At 68.5% G+C, this 15877-nt stretch carries 15 protein-coding genes and 2 pseudogenes; 15 read left to right on the forward strand and 2 right to left on the reverse strand.

Going from position 1 to position 15877, the window contains the following annotated elements; genetic code table 11:
* Nucleotides 1–16 precede the first annotated feature (16 nt).
* Entirely contained in the window at nt 17–502 is a 486-nt protein-coding gene (locus CES90_RS41595; RefSeq protein WP_189788090.1) for a RidA family protein, read from the reverse strand.
* Between the two features lie 55 nt (nt 503–557).
* Nucleotides 558–1238 carry a haloacid dehalogenase type II gene (locus CES90_RS41600; protein WP_189788091.1) on the reverse strand — a complete coding sequence of 227 codons (681 nt, stop codon included), beginning with the start codon at nt 1236–1238 and terminating at the stop codon, nt 558–560.
* A 147-nt stretch (nt 1239–1385) separates the two neighbouring features.
* Here CES90_RS41600 and CES90_RS41605 point away from each other — a divergent pair, with 147 nt between their 5' ends.
* The 15 genes and pseudogenes from CES90_RS41605 (at nt 1386) to CES90_RS41670 (ending at nt 15805) form a co-directional block, all read left to right on the forward strand.
* Nucleotides 1386–1562 (forward strand): hypothetical protein, encoded by a 177-nt coding sequence (locus CES90_RS41605; RefSeq protein WP_189788092.1) that lies wholly within the window; start codon nt 1386–1388, stop codon nt 1560–1562.
* 480 nt (nt 1563–2042) lie between these two features.
* Entirely contained in the window at nt 2043–2729 is a 687-nt protein-coding gene (locus CES90_RS41610) for a GntR family transcriptional regulator (RefSeq protein WP_189788093.1), read from the forward strand.
* A 1127-nt stretch (nt 2730–3856) separates the two neighbouring features.
* Nucleotides 3857–4066 carry a DUF2180 family protein gene (locus CES90_RS41615; RefSeq protein WP_232791365.1) on the forward strand — a complete coding sequence of 70 codons (210 nt, stop codon included), beginning with the start codon at nt 3857–3859 and terminating at the stop codon, nt 4064–4066.
* A 987-nt stretch (nt 4067–5053) separates the two neighbouring features.
* On the forward strand, nt 5054–5539 hold the full coding sequence (locus CES90_RS41620; RefSeq protein ID WP_189788095.1) for a RidA family protein: 486 nt from the start codon (nt 5054–5056) through the stop codon (nt 5537–5539).
* Nucleotides 5540–5658: 119 nt separating this feature from the next.
* Nucleotides 5659–6765, forward strand: a complete 1107-nt coding sequence (locus tag CES90_RS41625; protein WP_189788096.1) for an alanine racemase — start codon at nt 5659–5661, stop codon at nt 6763–6765.
* 74 nt (nt 6766–6839) lie between these two features.
* On the forward strand, nt 6840–7574 hold the full coding sequence (locus tag CES90_RS41630) for an SDR family NAD(P)-dependent oxidoreductase (protein ID WP_189788097.1): 735 nt from the start codon (nt 6840–6842) through the stop codon (nt 7572–7574).
* A gap of 9 nt (nt 7575–7583) precedes the next feature.
* The gene (locus tag CES90_RS50580) at nt 7584–8261 is read left to right on the forward strand and encodes a cupin domain-containing protein (RefSeq protein WP_229914455.1); all 678 of its coding nucleotides are present in this window, start codon (nt 7584–7586) and stop codon (nt 8259–8261) included.
* 151 nt (nt 8262–8412) lie between these two features.
* Nucleotides 8413–8581, forward strand: a pseudogene (locus tag CES90_RS41640) (transposase); the annotation flags it as partial.
* A 623-nt stretch (nt 8582–9204) separates the two neighbouring features.
* A complete protein-coding gene (locus tag CES90_RS41645; protein WP_189782409.1) occupies nt 9205–10323 on the forward strand; it encodes a hypothetical protein in 1119 nt (372 codons plus the stop codon).
* A gap of 207 nt (nt 10324–10530) precedes the next feature.
* Complete coding sequence (locus tag CES90_RS41650; protein ID WP_189782408.1) at nt 10531–12177, forward strand: M48 family metalloprotease; 1647 nt, start codon at nt 10531–10533, stop codon at nt 12175–12177.
* Complete coding sequence (locus CES90_RS41655; RefSeq protein WP_189782407.1) at nt 12174–13268, forward strand: hypothetical protein; 1095 nt, start codon at nt 12174–12176, stop codon at nt 13266–13268. The genes CES90_RS41650 and CES90_RS41655 overlap by 4 nt, the downstream gene beginning before the upstream one ends.
* A gap of 136 nt (nt 13269–13404) precedes the next feature.
* The gene (gene msrA, locus CES90_RS41660) at nt 13405–14076 is read left to right on the forward strand and encodes a peptide-methionine (S)-S-oxide reductase MsrA (RefSeq protein ID WP_189782406.1); all 672 of its coding nucleotides are present in this window, start codon (nt 13405–13407) and stop codon (nt 14074–14076) included.
* Nucleotides 14077–14111: 35 nt separating this feature from the next.
* Nucleotides 14112–14756, forward strand: coding sequence for a hypothetical protein (locus tag CES90_RS41665; RefSeq protein WP_189782405.1), 645 nt, complete (start codon nt 14112–14114; stop codon nt 14754–14756).
* Nucleotides 14757–14852, forward strand: a pseudogene (locus CES90_RS50590) (peptide-methionine (S)-S-oxide reductase MsrA); the annotation flags it as partial.
* Nucleotides 14853–15145: 293 nt separating this feature from the next.
* Complete coding sequence (locus CES90_RS41670) at nt 15146–15805, forward strand: DUF4389 domain-containing protein (RefSeq protein WP_189782404.1); 660 nt, start codon at nt 15146–15148, stop codon at nt 15803–15805.
* Nucleotides 15806–15877 lie beyond the last annotated feature (72 nt).

Raw genomic sequence — 15877 nt, forward strand, 5'->3', positions numbered from 1 at the left:
CATGATGGGCTCGCCGCTACACAGCGGTGCAGATGACCTGGATCTCGACAGGGGTGTTGAGAGGCAGCCCGGCGACACCGATCGCGGTGCGGGCGTGGCGTCCGTTCTCACCCAGTACCTCGATGAGCAGTTCGCTGGCCGCGTTGGCGACGTTCGACTGCTGACCGAAGTCCGGCGTGCTGGCCACGAAGACCAGCATCTGCACGATCCTGACCCGGTCGAGATCGCCCACCGCCTGCACAGCGGCAGCGAGCGCGTTGAGCGCGGCATGGCGTGCGAGCTCCTGCGCGGTCTCCAGCTCCACGTCCCGGCCGACAACGCCCTGACCCAGCAGCTCGCCGTCCTTGAAGGGGAGTTGGCCGGAGAGGTGGATGGTGGAGCCCACCATCCGGTGGGGCACGAGGTACGTGGTGCCGGCGAGGACGGGTAGCTTCAGTCCCAGGGCCTGGAGCCTTTCTGAAGCCGAGTCACCCTTGACGGTTTGAGGCAGGGGCTGAGTCATGCCGCCACCGTCTTGCTGTGGATCATTTCCTCAGTTCTCCGCTCAGGCTCAGGCGTCAGGGGCGCGGGAGGCCGAAGAGGACGGGGAGGTCGGCGATGTCGGTGATCCGCTCGTAGCCGAGCCAGTGCTCGTCGTGCTCCCAGCCGCGGTCCATGTACACCTTGTTCTCGATGCCCATGATCGCCGCGGGGCGATGGTCGTACATGGGGCTCGCGGAGACGTGCACGAGCTCGTCGGGTGTCACACCGAGCTTGTCAAACATGTACTCGAACGCGCGGAGTCGTGGCTTGTAGACGCCCATCTCCTCGGCGCTGATGACGACCTCGAACGGGGCCTTGAGGTTCTCCGCGAGGCGCACGGCGTGCGCGGTGTCGCTGTTCGTGATGATCACCAACGGGACCTCTTCGGCCAGGCGGTTCAGTGCCTCGGTGACACCGGGGTACGGGCCCCAGGTGGGGATGCGCTCGTACACCGCCCGCGCCTCGTCCTCGCGGTACTCGAGACCGACGTAGCGCGAGGCGCGTTCCATGGAACGCGCGACGACCTGGTGGAACGGCTGGTAGGCGCCCGTGCACTCGTCGATCCGGTACGCCTTGCAGATCCGCAGGTACTCATCGGCGGCCTCGGCCGGCAGTCGGTCGCCCAGGACCTCACGCATGGTGTCGTTGATGCTGAACTTGATCAGCGTTCCGTTCATGTCGAACGTCACGAACTTGGGCTTGACGTCGAATCCCACTGGTCCTCCTAGTGTTTCAGTGGAGCAGCCTGGCGCTCTGGTCGATTGTCGACCATCTGGTTGGTCGATTGTCGACTAACTAGGTCTCGGCTGTCAACAGGCGTCAGAGGAGCGCCTCGGACAGATCCGGCGCTGATCCACTTCCGGATGAATGAGGTGATCCGCCGGGTCGGGCGCAATCGGCTCTCGGCCGAGGTCGCCTCCGAGTTCGAGCGGACCGGCAACCAGTACCGGATCGACGAGCGCCTCGGCGAGTGCGAGCCCTTCCATCAGGTCGTGGTCCACACTCTGGAACGGACCATGCGCAGGTTCGGCGTGGAGTAGCAGAAGGCGATCCCGTGACCCGCCAGGACAGGGTGTGCGAGCGCCGGGTGTGGCTCATCGAGCAGGCTGCGAGGATCGGCAAACGGCAATGTCACCGGCCGGCCAGGTGCTCGGCTTCTCACGTAAAACCTGGTACCGACTGGGCGAAGATGGCCGAAGAGCCGGCGTCCGGAGACGCGAGGGTGCTGCGTCGCGCGCCCTGGGCCGCCGAGCCATAGACCACCGCGCTCCTCCCCTTGGTCGGCTGTGTCCCGCTTCACGTCCACAAGCTCCCGCGTCGCCGGACCGGCATCGGCCTGACAACCAAACGCACCACCCGAGACACCAACCTGTCACCGCGACCCGTGAGCCGGATGGGACACCGCCGTGAATTCGGTGAGTTCCACGCCTGGCAAGCGACTTGACGTGTGGATGCAAAACAGCAGAGGTATAGTCGACAAACGACCAAATGGTCGACAAGTGTCGAGGGAGGGCAACGGGGTGGACCACAAGTTCGAGTGGCAGGAGCGGCGGACGACGACACCGGACGGCGTCTACCGCACACTGCGTGCCGCCATCCTCGATGGGACCGTACCTCCTGGTGGCCAGCTGCGCGAGGCGCACATCGCCGCCGATCTCGGGATCAGCCGGTCCCCGCTGCGCGAGGCGCTGACCAAGCTGGAGGAGGAAGGGCTCGTCGTCAAGATCCCCTACCGCGGGGCGTTCGTCGTAGAGGTGAGTGCTCGTGAGGTCGCCGAGATCGACTCGATCCGGCTACGTGTCGAGCCGTACGCCGCCGAGCTCTCGGCCGAAGCACTGCGCGGTCCTGAGCGGCCCCAGTTGCTGCAAACCGTCGAGGATCTCCGCCGGGCAATGGAGAAGGACGACATCCCGGCCAGCATCGACGCGCACCTCCGCTTCCACAGGCTCTTCTACGATCTCTCGGGCCACGGCGTCCTGCAGAGTCTCTGGAACGGCTGGGAGACCAAGCTGCGCCTCCACCTCAGCGTCGATCACCGCACTTACAGCGACGACCCGCATCAGTTGGTCGTCGAGCACGAGAGGTTGGCCGCCGTCGCCCTGGGAGGCGACACGGACGCGTTCCGCCAGGAACTGGCTGCCCATTTCCCCATGGGGCTGGGGGCCCAGACGGCAGATCCGGGGGAACGCGCGCCCCGGCATGCATGAGGCCATGCCGGCGTGCGTGACGTGTCCGAGCCGGCTCGCCACGGTGACGTTGCAGACTCATGCCGAAAAGTCGAGGATCAAGCTCGCACTGTCGACGCGATCTTGTAGCGAATCTTGAGTGTCGGTTGTCGGTTGTCGGTTGTCGGTTGCCGGTTGCCGGTTGCCGGTTGCGGTTGCCGACCGCCGGCACGGTGGTTAGGGGCGACGGGGCGTTTACGGCTGCGCGGCTAGCTGCGCGGGCGGGTCCGTTTTTCCAGGGGACGGCGGGTTGTGGCGGCCTCCTGCATACGCGCGGCTTCTCCCGCGGCGCAGTCGGCGTCGACTCCGGTGCGCTCGATCACCCCGGGAAAAACTTCAGCTGGGTGTCGTCGGCAGGGCGTGGATCTCCGGCTCCATGCCGCGCGGGCCGCGTGAGTGCAGGAACCGGTCTGCACAGCGCCGGCTGGTGACGATGTCGCGCCGGGGGCCATCCAGGCAGGTCACCGCCACCACCGGTTCTGCCCCTGGTTCGGCCCGCTGGGCGAAGCGCCGGTGTGCGGTAGGCCAGGCCGGCCAGAACCCGGAGGCAACTGCCCGCCATGGGCAGCCAGGGCGAAGCCACGAAGTGCCCGCTCCCTCGACCTTGCGGTTACCGGCCCGCCGACGACGACTGCCCTGAGGACGCCTCACCTCCCTCGACGGACACCAGAACTGACTTGCACCGCTCACGTACTCATAGGCCATCTGAGGCCAGGTCTGAGTGGCGCCTCCTGCTTGAGGGTTCGGGGTCGTTGGCGGCGGCTTTGATGCCGGCGCGTCCGGGCTCGCGGTAGGCCGGGAACGCCTCGCGGCACTGCCCCAGGGTCTCGCCGAGTCGTCTGTTCTCGTCGATCGGCCGGCGGCTCGTCGGCCCTCAACGCTCCTGGCGGACGGGTCGGAGTTGCACCTCGGCGGCGCAGTCCGCACCGTGCCGGCGTTTGCTGCACCGCATCGCCACCGGCCATACGATCACGATCGAATCTTAATCTTGACAAAGTCTAAACTGGAGCCTACTTTTCAAGCTCCTTGAGCAGGTGTGCGCGGCCTGGATGGTTTTGTTCGTCTTGGTCGGCCGCCACACCCGGCCCTTGCTGAAATCGGAGTTGGACATGAGGTGCTACGACTGCCTCCAGGAGGCACGCAGCGACACCACCGGCATCGGTGTGTGCTCGCGCTGCGGCTTGGCCACCTGCGAGAACCACGCCCGCGTACGTCAGGTACAGGTCACCCGCCAGGTCGGCATGGGCGCTGCGTCCGGCCGTATCCCGGCACGCAGGGTGGTGTGCCACACCTGCGACATGGCCGAGACGGCGCACTGACCGCATGGTGCGCGTGCGCACCCGCGTCACGGGTCGCCGAATGCGCGCTGTCCGTCCGAGCACGCGTTCTTGGCCGACCCGGACGCCACCCCTGAGCACTGCCGCAGCATCCGGGCCTCAGCCGTGGCCCGGCTCGGTGCGCCATGCTGGAGGCGCGACCACGGACGACAAGACGCCATAGGGGCCGGGCTTGTTCCTACTCGGCGGCAGCTTCCTCAAGAGGCTTCATGACATCTTTATCGGCGATCATCCCGGCGCGTCATGGTGGGCATGGACGGTCGTGGAGTCCACGCTGACCGCCGGACAAATCCGTCTCGCCCTGGCGGGTGGCTTCGGCGATCAGGCCTTCCGGCAGCGCGATGAAGAGACCGGCGTTCCTCCCGACCTGCAAACACCCATAGGCGGTCGACCAGTTCCGAACTCGCCTGGAAATCTCACGCCACCGCGCGCCTGCTCTGAACCGCCACATCGCACCCTCGAACCGATTCCGCAGCCGCTCAGGGTAGGGGCCTGTACTTGCCTATCGGCAGGAACGACGCGATCAACCTCCGCTGTTCATCGGTGAGTTGCCTCCACGCCACCGTCGTCTTCCTGCCGGATCCGCCTGAAGACCGGCGGCGCCCTTCCGGCCGCGAACGGGTCCAGTACCGCCACGCGACGCCGTTGCCGAGCTCGTCACCACGGGCTTGCAGCCAGTCACTGTAGGCCTTGCCGGAACAACCAGGCAGCAGGCCAAGCCGCTCTTGCCGCACGCGGTGCCGCGAGGTCGCAGTCGAGGCTGAAGTCTGTATTGACAGTGCTCGACGGGCACCCATATGGTCGACAAACGACAATACGGTGGCGATTTTAAGCCACCATAAGGCGTCTTCTTGCCGCCACTGTTACTCGAGAGGAGAGCCGAGTACAGATGATCAAGATTCGTACGAAGCGGGTTCTCGTGGCCAACTACGAGGGTTTGTGCCCTGTTCCGTCCGCGGAGGTGGCGCGATGAGCCAGTTCGTGACTCCCGCAGCGAACACCGACTCGGCTTCCGATCGGCTCCAGGCCTTGGGTCTGGCTCTTCCCGAGCTCCGTGACAACCCGTACTACGTGCACCACCGGACGGTGGGGCCCAGCATCTACATCTCGGGCCAACTGCCTTACAAGGACGGTTGGCTGCTGGGGCAGGGCACTGTCGGCCGGGACGTGGAGCTGGAGACGGCGCGGTCACTCGCGCGCCATGCCGCGCTCAACTGCCTCGCTGCCGCTGTGCAGGCGGTGGGCGATCTGGATCGGGTCAGGATCGTGCAGATGCTGGTCTTCGTGGCCAGCGCGCCGGACTTCGGTGAGCAGTCGCAGGTCGCCAACGCGGCCAGTGAACTCCTCATCGAGGTGCTGGGTGAGAACGGACGGCACGCCCGCACCGCGATCGGTGTCGCCGGGCTGCCTCTCAACACCCCTGTCGAGATCCAGATGGTCTGCACCGCTGTGTAGGGCGGACCCTACGGCGGTGTACGCAAGCGCGCGATATCGCGGGCCGCGCGTTCGGCATCCAGGGGGAGTCAGCACCCGTGCCCCTCGATCATTCCAGGCAGAACCACAAGGAGAGCAGCGTGAACCGGCTGCAACGAGCACTCGACGCTCTGGTCGAGCGGATCGACACCCCCGCGCCGATCGTGCTGGTCGACGTCATGCAGGGCAACATCGACCGCATACAGGGCTTCGCCGACCAGCAAAACCTCAAGGTCAGGCCGCACGTCAAGACACACAAGTGCGTGGAGATCGGGCGACGCCAGATCGAGGCCGGCGCGGTCGGGATCACCGCGGGAAACGTCGGTGAGGCCGAGGTCTTCGCCGCGGCCGGGTTCGACGACATCTTCCTCGCCTACCCGATCTGGGCCGCGGGAACGAAGCGAGCCCGGATCCGCCGGCTCGCCGAGTCCGCCCGGCTGCGGGTCGGCGTCGACAACGTCGCGGCGATCGAAGCCCTCGCCGACGCGATGGGAGACGAACCCGAGCGGCTGCAGGTCGTGATCGAGGTCGACTGCGGCGCCCGTCGTTCCGGGGCTCCGGCCGAGGCCGCGGGCGATCTCGCGCTCGCCGCCCGCAAGCGCGGTCTGGTGCCGGTAGGCGTCTTCACCTATCCCGGTCACGGCTGCGCCGGCCGGGACGCTCGCCGGCGTGCCGCGCAGGACCAGGAGGCCGCGCTCACCACCGCGGTCCGCAGCCTCGCCGGCGTCGGGGTCACCGCTGAGGTGGTCAGCGCCGGCTCCACTCCCACTCTCGAGTTCTCCACCAGCAGCGTGATCACCGAGATCCGTCCCGGCGAGTACGTCTTCGGCGATCTGAACAACGCCCGGCTGGGCGCCTGCACGGAGGACCAGATCGCGCTGTTCGTCGCCGGCACCGTGGTCAGCGACTGGGTCCCCGACCAGGTCATCCTCGATGTGGGCAACAAGGCCCTCAGCAAAGAAGGCAGCCCCGAGATCGGCTACGGCGGCATCGCCGGCACGAAGGCGGTCCTGTCCAAGGTCAACGAGTACCACGGGTTCCTCCCCTTGCCGGACGGCGAGTTCCGCCCCAGCATCGGCACCGTCGTCCCCGTGGTGCCCAACCACGTGTGCCCGGTCGTCCTCGGTTTCGAGGAACTGATCGTCACCGACAGCACGGGCACGTCGCTGCAGCGCTGGCCGGTCGACGCCCGCGGATTCCTCAACTGACCGGCCCCAGGGACAAGACCCCGTGGCCGAGCCCGCAACCCGACGACCCATCTCCCCGTAAAGGAGTGCCTGACATGAGACTCAACAACGTCACGGCCCTGGTGACAGGCGCCAGCAGTGGCATCGGACAGGCGGTGAGTTCCCACTTCCGCCGCGAGGGGGCGCGGCTGCTGCTCACCGGCCGCAGGGAGCGGCTCGACAGCGCTGAGCCCGACGACCTGTACGTTCCCGGCGACCTCAATGACGAGGCGTTCGTCGAGCACCTGGCCAAGCAGGCCGCTGACTCCTTCGGCACCGTCGACGTCGTCGTCCTCAACCACGGCCTGCAGGCCACCAGCCCGCTCACCGAGATGGCCTGCGGCGACGCGAGGAACGTACTGGAGAGCAACCTGCTCAGTGCGTTCCTGGTGATGAAGCACTTCGCGCCGCTGATGCCCGAGACCGGTGGCTCATTCGTCTGCGTCAGTTCACGGCTGGGCATGGTCGGCATGGCCGGGCAGGTCCTGTATTCCGCCGCCAAGGGGGGCCTCATCATGCTCGCCAAGGGTGCGGCGATCGAGTGGGCCCCGCGCAACATCCGTGTCAACGTCGTCGCTCCGGGCCTGACCGCCACCCCGATCATCGAAGCGGCGTTCCAGCGCAGGCCCGACCCCGAGGGCTACCGCCGCCAGCGCGAGAGCACGATCCCGCTCCAACGCCTCGCCACCCCCGAAGAGGTCGCCGACGCGGTGCTCTTCTTCGCATCGTCGGAGTCGTCGTACGTGACCGGATCGGTCCTGACCGTCGACGGCGGGTACACCGCTTCCTGAACACCCCTGTTGGGCATCACCATCAGCAATGGGCTGAACGACCTGCTCTCCGGCTCGCCTTCTGCCTCGGGCGACCACCGATTGCGGCATGAACTGTCGAACACGCGTCGAGCGCGTCCCCCCTTCGCCGCACTCGAACGGTGCCACCCACAGTGCGCCCGTGCCGACAACCGCATCCGCGCCACCCGGCCCCGCTGGCACAGCCGCGACGCGTCGCCGACCTCCGCACACCGGGAACGGGCCACGCCCACGAGTACGTGCCAGACACCGCTCGGCAACGGCTCCTCCACCGTGGCCGCGGCCACCAACTTCTCAAGCCCAAAAAGGAACAACATGTCGCTCCTGAAGGCCATCGATACCAATCCCCCCTTCGCGCCGCGAGAGTCCGGCCCGCTCCCGGAACGCCTGATTTCCGGCAACCCCGCCTTCAAGACCTGGGCCCAGGATGTTGCCCGTGGGGAGTCGATCCATACGGGCGTCTGGGAAGCGACGCCCGGCGAATTGCGCTCGATCAAGGGTGAGACCTTCGAGTTCTGCCACATCCTCTCCGGCATCGTCGAACTCACCCCCGAAGGCGGCGAGCCGGTGATCTACAAGGCCGGCGACAGCTTCGTCATGAAGCCTGGCTACGTCGGTGTCTGGAAGACCATTGAAACCGTGCGCAAGATCTACGTGACCGTGATGTGATGTCGATGCCGGGCCCCGATCGTCTTCGGGATCTCTCGCGAAGCCACCTGCTGAGCCACGTCGCCGGGGCCGATGGACCGCTCGGCCCGTCCCTCAGCCGCAGGCCTGGCTCTGCTTCATCCCTCACGAGTGCCCTCATGCCGCGGCTCTGGTGAGGACCGCCCCCACCCCGCTGGCCACCGCCTGTCACGGCTCCAGTTTCCCCACCGCCACTCACCCGGTCTTCTAGCCGGCCTCGTCCCGACGACAAGGTCGTCGGGGACGTCGATCCACGGCGAACACGCGCCCAAAGCGGCGATCGGCAACACAAGCGGGCAATGCTCTGTCCGCGCTCGCCACCCTGCACCATCCCACCCCCCGCACCCGCGAGGTAAAGCCCCCGCACAGCTGGTCCCACGCGTCCCCAAATTGAGGAGTATTGCCATGAGTGATGCCCAGATCGGTCGTAGAGCGCTCCTGCGCGGAGCAGGCGGCCTCGCCGCCCTCGCCGCACTTCCTTCCCTCTCCGCCTGCGGTACCGGGACCAGCCGGTCCGTCGGCAGCGGTGGCAAGGGCGGCAAGACGGTGGTCGTCCGTGACAGCTCCCCGTGTGACCCTCGTCGGGCCGACCAAGGCCAGGCCGACCCGCCGGAAAACAACCTAAATCACCGGTATTGCATCTAGTACTCCGGAGCGACTGTGATTCGGCGACGGCGGGTTGTTTGTGGCTGGTCGCGCAGTTCCCCGCGCCCCTGTTGTGGTTGCGGCCGCCTCGAAGAGCTGGGACGCCGTCGTGGCCGGTCGCGCCCACCCGGCGGAAGCCGCACATGTCACAGCCCCGCGCCGCTGACGGGGTTGCGGCCGCCTCGAAGAACTGCGGGGCCGTCGCGCCCGGGCGGCGGGGTTTTCCACAGGGGGGCGGGGTCGTTCGCCAATTGTTGGTGGGGTCTGGAACCCTTGGGGTATGGAGATTCTCTGGGGGCTGATGGCTCTGCTCATGATCGGTTTCGTGCTGTGGCCGATCGTGGCGCGCAGGCGGGCCGGTATTGAGCTGGTTCACTCGGGGCACCCTGACGCCGCGGATCCGGCGAACTACGGGTTCATGCGGCAGGAGCTGCTGGACGTGCGGATGCCCGGGCGGGACCAGGATCTGCTGGACGTGCTGGATGTGGTGCAGCGGTCGCAGGACTACCGGGCGGCGAAGCAGCTGCTGGCAGGGACCGAGGCCGAGGGTGAGGTTCGGTGGCAGCGGGTGCAGGCGTTCGCGGGCGCCGCTTCGCTGGAGCTTGCCCAGCGGCCCGACGGGGTGGGCGAGTCGCCGGGTGGTCAGTGGCTGCGGGTGTGGCGGGCCGAGGCGCCCAAGGACGCGGGCGGCGCGGCGGTGCACGCGGAGTTCCTGGTGCAGCAGGCGTGGCGGACCGCGACGCCGGGCACGGAGGAGTTCCGGATCATCATGGAGGAGGCGAAGGCGGCGTGCGGCGACGCGGCGCTGCTCGCCCCCGGTGACCCGATCCCGTACATCATCGAGCTGTCGGTGGCGCGCGGACTGGCGTACCCGCGCGAGGAGTTCGAGCAGCTCTGGCTGAGGATCCTCGATCGCGCGCCGGCCCACATGGGCGCGCATCTGGCCGCCCTGCACTACTGGTGCGAGAAGTGGCACGGCTCGCGCGAGCTGGCGTACTCGTTCGCCGAGTCGGCCGCGGCCCGCGCCCCGCAGGGGTCACTGCTCGCGGCCATGCCGCTGTTCGCGGTGTTCGAGCACCTGCCCGAGGTGAACCTCGTGCAGGGCTTCTATCAGAGCGAGGTCGTCACCAAGGCGGTCCACGGCGCCCTGTTCGCGGTGCACGACGCCCGGCCCGACGACCCGATGCTGGCCCATGTCCGCCATCTGCTGGTCTTCTTCCTGGTCAGCGGCGAGCGCTGGGCCGAGGCCATGAACCAGCTCGTCCACATCGACGGCCACGTGGGTGCCCTCCCCTGGAGCCTGGCCTCAGACCCGGCCGCGAACTACGCGATATACCGGGCGCTGGCGGTGGCGGGGTTCGAGGCGAACGGGGGAAGTCCGGCGACGTTGCCGCACTGAAGGCCGAGGGCCCGCACCCACCCCCACAAACCCAAGGTCCACCACCCAGTAAGGCCTTGCCACCCCCGCGCCTGTAGGAAATACTCCGCCCCCACACCTCTTGGTCATGGACACGTCCTCGACCACCCGATTTCACCGTTTTGTTGATCGTTCGTGATTGATCGTTCGTGATCGTTCGCGATTTTCCCGTGGGGGGACCTCTGTCCAATGGGCGCGACCCTGCGCGCGCTGCGCGCTCTTGTGTTGCTCGCCGGCTTCTATCTGCTCGGCGTGATCCTGCTCGCGGCGCTCGCCGGCGCCGACTACCTCCTGTACCTGCACGCCCCGTCCAGCCTCGCCGTCAAGTTGTACGTGGTCTCCGTGCTGTTGGCGATCCCGCTGGTCCGCGGTCTGTTCATGCTGCGGACGCCGAAGGGTGAGGAGCCGCCGGGGCTGCCGGTCACGGAGGCCGACGAGCCCGACCTGTGGCGTACGGTGCGGGAGTTGGCCGACCAGGTCGGCACCCGCGCGCCGTCCCGGATCGTGCTGACGCCCGACGTCAACGCCGCCGTCAGCGAGGACGCCCGGCTGCTCGGCCTGCTGCCCGGACCGCGCCGCCTCTATCTCGGCGTACCGCTGCTGCAGGGCCTGACCGAGGCACAGCTGCGCGCGGTCCTCGCCCACGAGCTGGGCCACTACTCGAACTCCGACACCCGGCTCGCCGCGATCACCGTGCGCGGCCGGGCCCAGGTGCTGCGCACCATCGGGCACTTCGAGGAGCGGGCCGACCGGACCGCCGGACGCGAGCGGGCCCGGCAGGAGAAGAAGAACGCCAAGGCCGCGGCCAAGGGGAGGAACACGAAGGAGATCGACACCGGGCACGCGGGCATCACGTACCGCACGATGGCGAAGATCTACATCGGCTACGCCAAGCTGTACTTCCGCGCCACGCTCGCCGGTTCGCGCCGCCAGGAGTACGCCGCCGACGTCGCGGCCGCCCGGATCGCCGGACGCGACGCCACCGCGTCGGCGCTGCGCGAGATACCGGCGCTGGACGCCGCGTTCGGGTTCTACATGAACAGCTACGCCACGCTCGGCTCCGAGGCCCGGCTGCTGCCGCCGCGCGGTGAGTTCTTCGGTGGCTACGGCCGAATGCTCACCGCCCGCCAGCTCGAACTGGTCGGCCTGCGCACCGACCTGCCGACCGAGCCGACATCGCCGTACGACTCGCACCCGCCCATCGCCGACCGTGTCGAGCGCGTCGAGGCACTGCCCGCCGACGGCCGTGCCGACGAGGGCAAGGGCGCGGCGCTGGGCCTGCTCGCCGACCCGGACCGGACCCTGGCGGCGCTGGAGGACGCGGTCCTCAACGAGGAGGTGCTGCGGTTCCGGCGGACCGGCGACTGGCAGGAGCTGCTGGACGGTTCGATGGCGGCGAACCTCGCCTCCCTCGACACCGCGCTGCACCGGGCGCTGGCGATGTACACCAAGGACCATCCGAGCCTGCCCGCGCTGCTCAAGGTGATCGACGACGGTCAGCTCTGGCAGCTGGCGCGGCGGCTGCCGCTGTCCGACCAGGCGGCCGAGGCGCAGGGCCGGGCGTTCCGCGAGTTCGTACGCCCCGCGCTGGCGGACGCGTTGCAGAACATGGTGCTGGCCGAGCTGAGCGCCCACGCCCGGCTGCGCTGGGAGTTCTCCTGGTCCGATCCGGCCTCCGTGCATCTGCCCCCCGCGCCGGACGGCGGCGAGACCGACCTCGGCGCCGCGATCGAGGCCGCGGTCGCCGACCACCCGGACACCGGCCCACTGCGCGCGCTGCTGCCGCCCCCCGCTCCCCATGGCCCCGCCGCCCGAGAAACGGACGCCCCGCGATGACCGTACTGATGTGGGTCCTGGCCGTGCTGGCCACCCCGTTCGTTCTCTTCGCGCTGTGGATCGCCGGGGTGTTCCTCAAGGAGTTCTTCCGTCCGAGTGGCGACGAGGTCGACCCGGACGCCGCCGAGGCGCTGGGCCTGCTGCCCGCCGAGCGGCAGAACACCAAGTACGCGGGCCCGCTGCCGGCCGGCGTGGACGCGACGCTCGCGGCCGTGCGCGGCGGCGACTGGAAGGCGGCCGCCAAGCTGATGCAGGACATCGGCCGGGACTGGGAGCGCCGGTCCTCGACCGCGTATCTGCTGGCCGAGATCGCGGCCCAGGAGGACGACTGGCTGCTCGCCTGGGAGTCCGACCGCCCCGACGACCCGGACGCGGCCGTCGTACGGGCCCGCAGCACGGTGATCCTGGCCTGGAACCTGCGGGGCGGGAAGCTCGCCAAGCACACCACGAGTGAGCAGTTCACAGGCTTCCACCGGATGCTGGAACGTTCCCGCGAGGAGATCGGCCGGGCGGCGGTCCTCAACCCCGACGACCCGACGCCGTACATCACGGAGATCTGGGTGGCTCTCGGCCTCGGCTACCCGAACTCCGAGATGGACAAGCTGTGGACGGAGATCACCGCGCGCGCCCCGCACCACTACGAGGCCCACTTCTCGGCGCTGCAGTACTGGTGCGCGAAGTGGCGCGGCTCGGAGAAGCTGGCGACGGACTTCGCCGAGCGCGCGGCGGCCGACGCCCCGCTGGGCAGTCTGCTCACCGTCCTCCCGCTGATCGCCCACTTCGAGCACGACAAGTCGGACGACAACAGCGTCGACCGTACGCCGAAGATGATCGGCCGGGTCGACGCGGGCCTCGCCGACGCCGCCGCGGCCGACCCGACGCACCCGCGCCTGCCCGAGCTGCGGCACCTGCTGGCGTACTACCTCTCCCTCCAGGACCGGGACGACGCCGCGCTCGAACAGTTCCGGCTGGTGGATGGATACGTCAACGCCCTGCCCTGGCGCTATCAGGGCGACGGTGAGGCGATGGCCGCGTACTACTGCCGTATCCGCAACGCGACGGCCCAGGCGGTGGCGGCGGCGGCCGAATAGAGCGAGCCGAACAGGCCCCGCCGGACAGGCGGGCCGGGCGGCGGAATTCGGGCGGCATCAGGGACGTTGTCCCAGGTGCCGCCCTTCCGTGTCCGCACGGGGCGCGGGTCCGTCCGTACGTTCCCAAGGAGTATCGATGCTCTTCGGCCGCACGCCCCAGCTGCCCACCCCCGAGCAGGCTCTGCATGGCCGCGCCGAACCGCCGTTCACGGTGCCCGACCGCCACACCGTCCTCGGCACCCCTCTCCTCGGGCCGTACCCCGAGCACCTGGAGACCGCCGACTTCGGCCTCGGCTGCTTCTGGGGCGCGGAGCGGAAGTTCTGGCAGCTCCCGGCCGGCGTGTGGACGACCCTGGTCGGCTACCAGGGCGGCTTCACGGAGAACCCCACCTACGAAGAGGTCTGCTCCGGCCTCACCGGCCACACCGAGGTCGTCCGCGTCGTGTACGACCCCTCCCTCATCTCCTACGAGCGCCTCCTCCAGGTCTTCTGGGAGTCCCACGACCCCACCCAGGGCTACCGCCAGGGCAACGACGTCGGCACCCAGTACCGCTCCGCCGTCTACACCCACACCCCGCAGCAGGCCGCGATCGCCGAAGCCTCCCGCGAGGCCTACCAGAAGGTCCTGACCGGCTCCGGCTACGGACAGATCACCACCGAGATCCTCCCGGCGGAGGGCCGCACCTTCTACCCCGCCGAGGGCTACCACCAGCAGTACCTTTCAAGCAGCAAAAACCCGAACGGGTACTGCGGGCTGGGTGGCACCGGGGTGTCCTGCCCGATCGGCGTGGCCAAGGCCGAAGGCTGACGTCACGGGTGGCCTTCGGAACGTACGCCCGCAGAGTGCGTGACGAGCGGTTGCCGCTCGTCCGACGGCACACGGCGCTGAGGTGTGCCGTCGGGGACTACGGCCCGCTCGGCTTCAACGCGACCTGGGCGTATCTGAGCGCGACGGCGTGCCCCGCCCCCGATCTGCGAAGGGATTCCGCGGCGTTGTCGCGCGCGCTGGGCACGCTGGAGGAGAGCCGAGCCGCGCACCTCGCCGAAATGGCCGTCTTCGCCGCCCGCCGCAGGCTGGAGAAGGCGGCTGGCCGCCGAACCCCACGAGCATCCGACATGGCCACTCTGCGTGGTCCGCGCTGGCCGAGTTCGACGCCCCCTTCCCGGCTGGGGTTGATCGCCGCCGTGGCGAATCGGCACTCGGCGTTCCAGCGCGTCCCGTACCCCGACGAGACGCTCTCCCCCGACATCGACGTACGCCAACTCAGCCACCTTCGCGCCCGGCTCGATGACTGCGCCTCGTCCTACCTCAAGACCCTCGGCCGCCTCGACCGCCCGGCCGCAGCGGAACTGACCGACACCGTCCACAGTATCCGCGGCCTTACCCGGCCCGGTTACTCGCCCCTGAACATGTACCTGCTCCCGTGGCTGCGCTTCGCGAACCTGCTCACGTACGCCGCTACGGCCTCCTTGGCGATCGAGCACTGACACCAGCAGTACCCGGACAAGAACCCGGCCGGGTACTGCGGGATCGGCGGTACGGGGGTGTCCTGCCCGATCGGCGTCGCCAAGGCCGAAGGCTGACGTCGCCGGATGAGCTCCGGAACGTACGCGCGCGCAGCCCGGTTCGGGCTGACAGCCGCCGTTGACCGGCGGCGAGACGATGAGCACATGACACAGACACCCGTCTTGCCGTCCGGGACGTCACCTCTCGCAGAGGTGCCGACGGGCGGGTGAGAGCGGTCGACGCACTCGTCTCACTCGAAACGGAGTGAGAATTCGCGGCTTTCCGCACCGCATGTGAGGCTGAGTTCCGATCGGCGATCACCTCGGCCCGGCTTCTGCCGAGCGGGGCGCTCGAAAGGACTTGTGCCTCCATGATTCCCGTAACCGCGTCAGACGTGCGTATCGAGGCGTCTCTCGATCCGGGGCTGTCCCGATGGATGTGGCTGGTGAAATGGCTACTCGCCATTCCGCACTACATCGTGCTGTGTTTCCTGTGGATCGGCTTCATGCTGGTCACCGTCGTCGCGTTCTTCGCCATCCTGATCACCGGCCGGTATCCGCGACCCCTCTTCGACTTCAGTGTCGGCGTACTGCGCTGGAACTGGCGTGTCAGCTATTACGCCCATACGGCACTCGGCACCGACCGGTACCCACCGTTCACGCTCGCCGACGTGCCCGATTATCCGGCGCACTTCGACATCGCCTATCCAGAGCGCCTCTCCCGCGGTCTGGTCCTGGTGAAGTGGTGGCTGCTGGCGATTCCGCAGTATGTCGTCGTCGGGATTCTCCTCGGAGGCTGGGGCAATGACGAAGGCTGGCGCTACAGCGGACTGATTCCCTTTCTGTCACTGGTCGCCGTGATCATCCTGGCGGTCAAGGCCCGTTACCCAGGGCACCTCTTCGACTTGCTGCTCGGTCTGGCCCGTTGGGTCGCCCGGGTAACCGCCTATGCCGCATTGCTGACCGACCAGTACCCGCCCTTCCGGCTCGACATGGGCGGGCGGGAGGCGGCACCGGCGACGACGGCCTGACTGGCCACCCGACCGACTGGGACGGACCAAGAACAGGAGGGATGCTCAGGCCGGAGCCTCGCGAGCAGTGCT

Source organism: Streptomyces capitiformicae, from assembly GCF_002214185.1.
Taxonomy (GTDB): Bacteria; Actinomycetota; Actinomycetes; order Streptomycetales; family Streptomycetaceae; genus Streptomyces; species Streptomyces capitiformicae.

Excerpts from the sequence above, each read along its gene's own strand:
- msrA (WP_189782406.1), top strand. The coding sequence starts at position 13,405 with ATGCTCTTCGGCCGCACGCCCCAGCTGCCCACCCCCGAGCAGGCTCTG.
- CES90_RS41670 (WP_189782404.1), top strand. The coding sequence starts at position 15,146 with ATGATTCCCGTAACCGCGTCAGACGTGCGTATCGAGGCGTCTCTCGAT.
- CES90_RS41620 (WP_189788095.1), top strand. The coding sequence starts at position 5,054 with ATGAGCCAGTTCGTGACTCCCGCAGCGAACACCGACTCGGCTTCCGAT.
- CES90_RS41630 (WP_189788097.1), top strand. The coding sequence starts at position 6,840 with ATGAGACTCAACAACGTCACGGCCCTGGTGACAGGCGCCAGCAGTGGC.
- CES90_RS41650 (WP_189782408.1), top strand. The coding sequence starts at position 10,531 with ATGGGCGCGACCCTGCGCGCGCTGCGCGCTCTTGTGTTGCTCGCCGGC.
- CES90_RS41615 (WP_232791365.1), top strand. The coding sequence starts at position 3,857 with ATGAGGTGCTACGACTGCCTCCAGGAGGCACGCAGCGACACCACCGGC.
- CES90_RS41605 (WP_189788092.1), top strand. The coding sequence starts at position 1,386 with ATGAATGAGGTGATCCGCCGGGTCGGGCGCAATCGGCTCTCGGCCGAG.
- CES90_RS41595 (WP_189788090.1), bottom strand. The coding sequence starts at position 502 with ATGACTCAGCCCCTGCCTCAAACCGTCAAGGGTGACTCGGCTTCAGAA.
- CES90_RS41645 (WP_189782409.1), top strand. The coding sequence starts at position 9,205 with ATGGAGATTCTCTGGGGGCTGATGGCTCTGCTCATGATCGGTTTCGTG.
- CES90_RS41655 (WP_189782407.1), top strand. The coding sequence starts at position 12,174 with ATGACCGTACTGATGTGGGTCCTGGCCGTGCTGGCCACCCCGTTCGTT.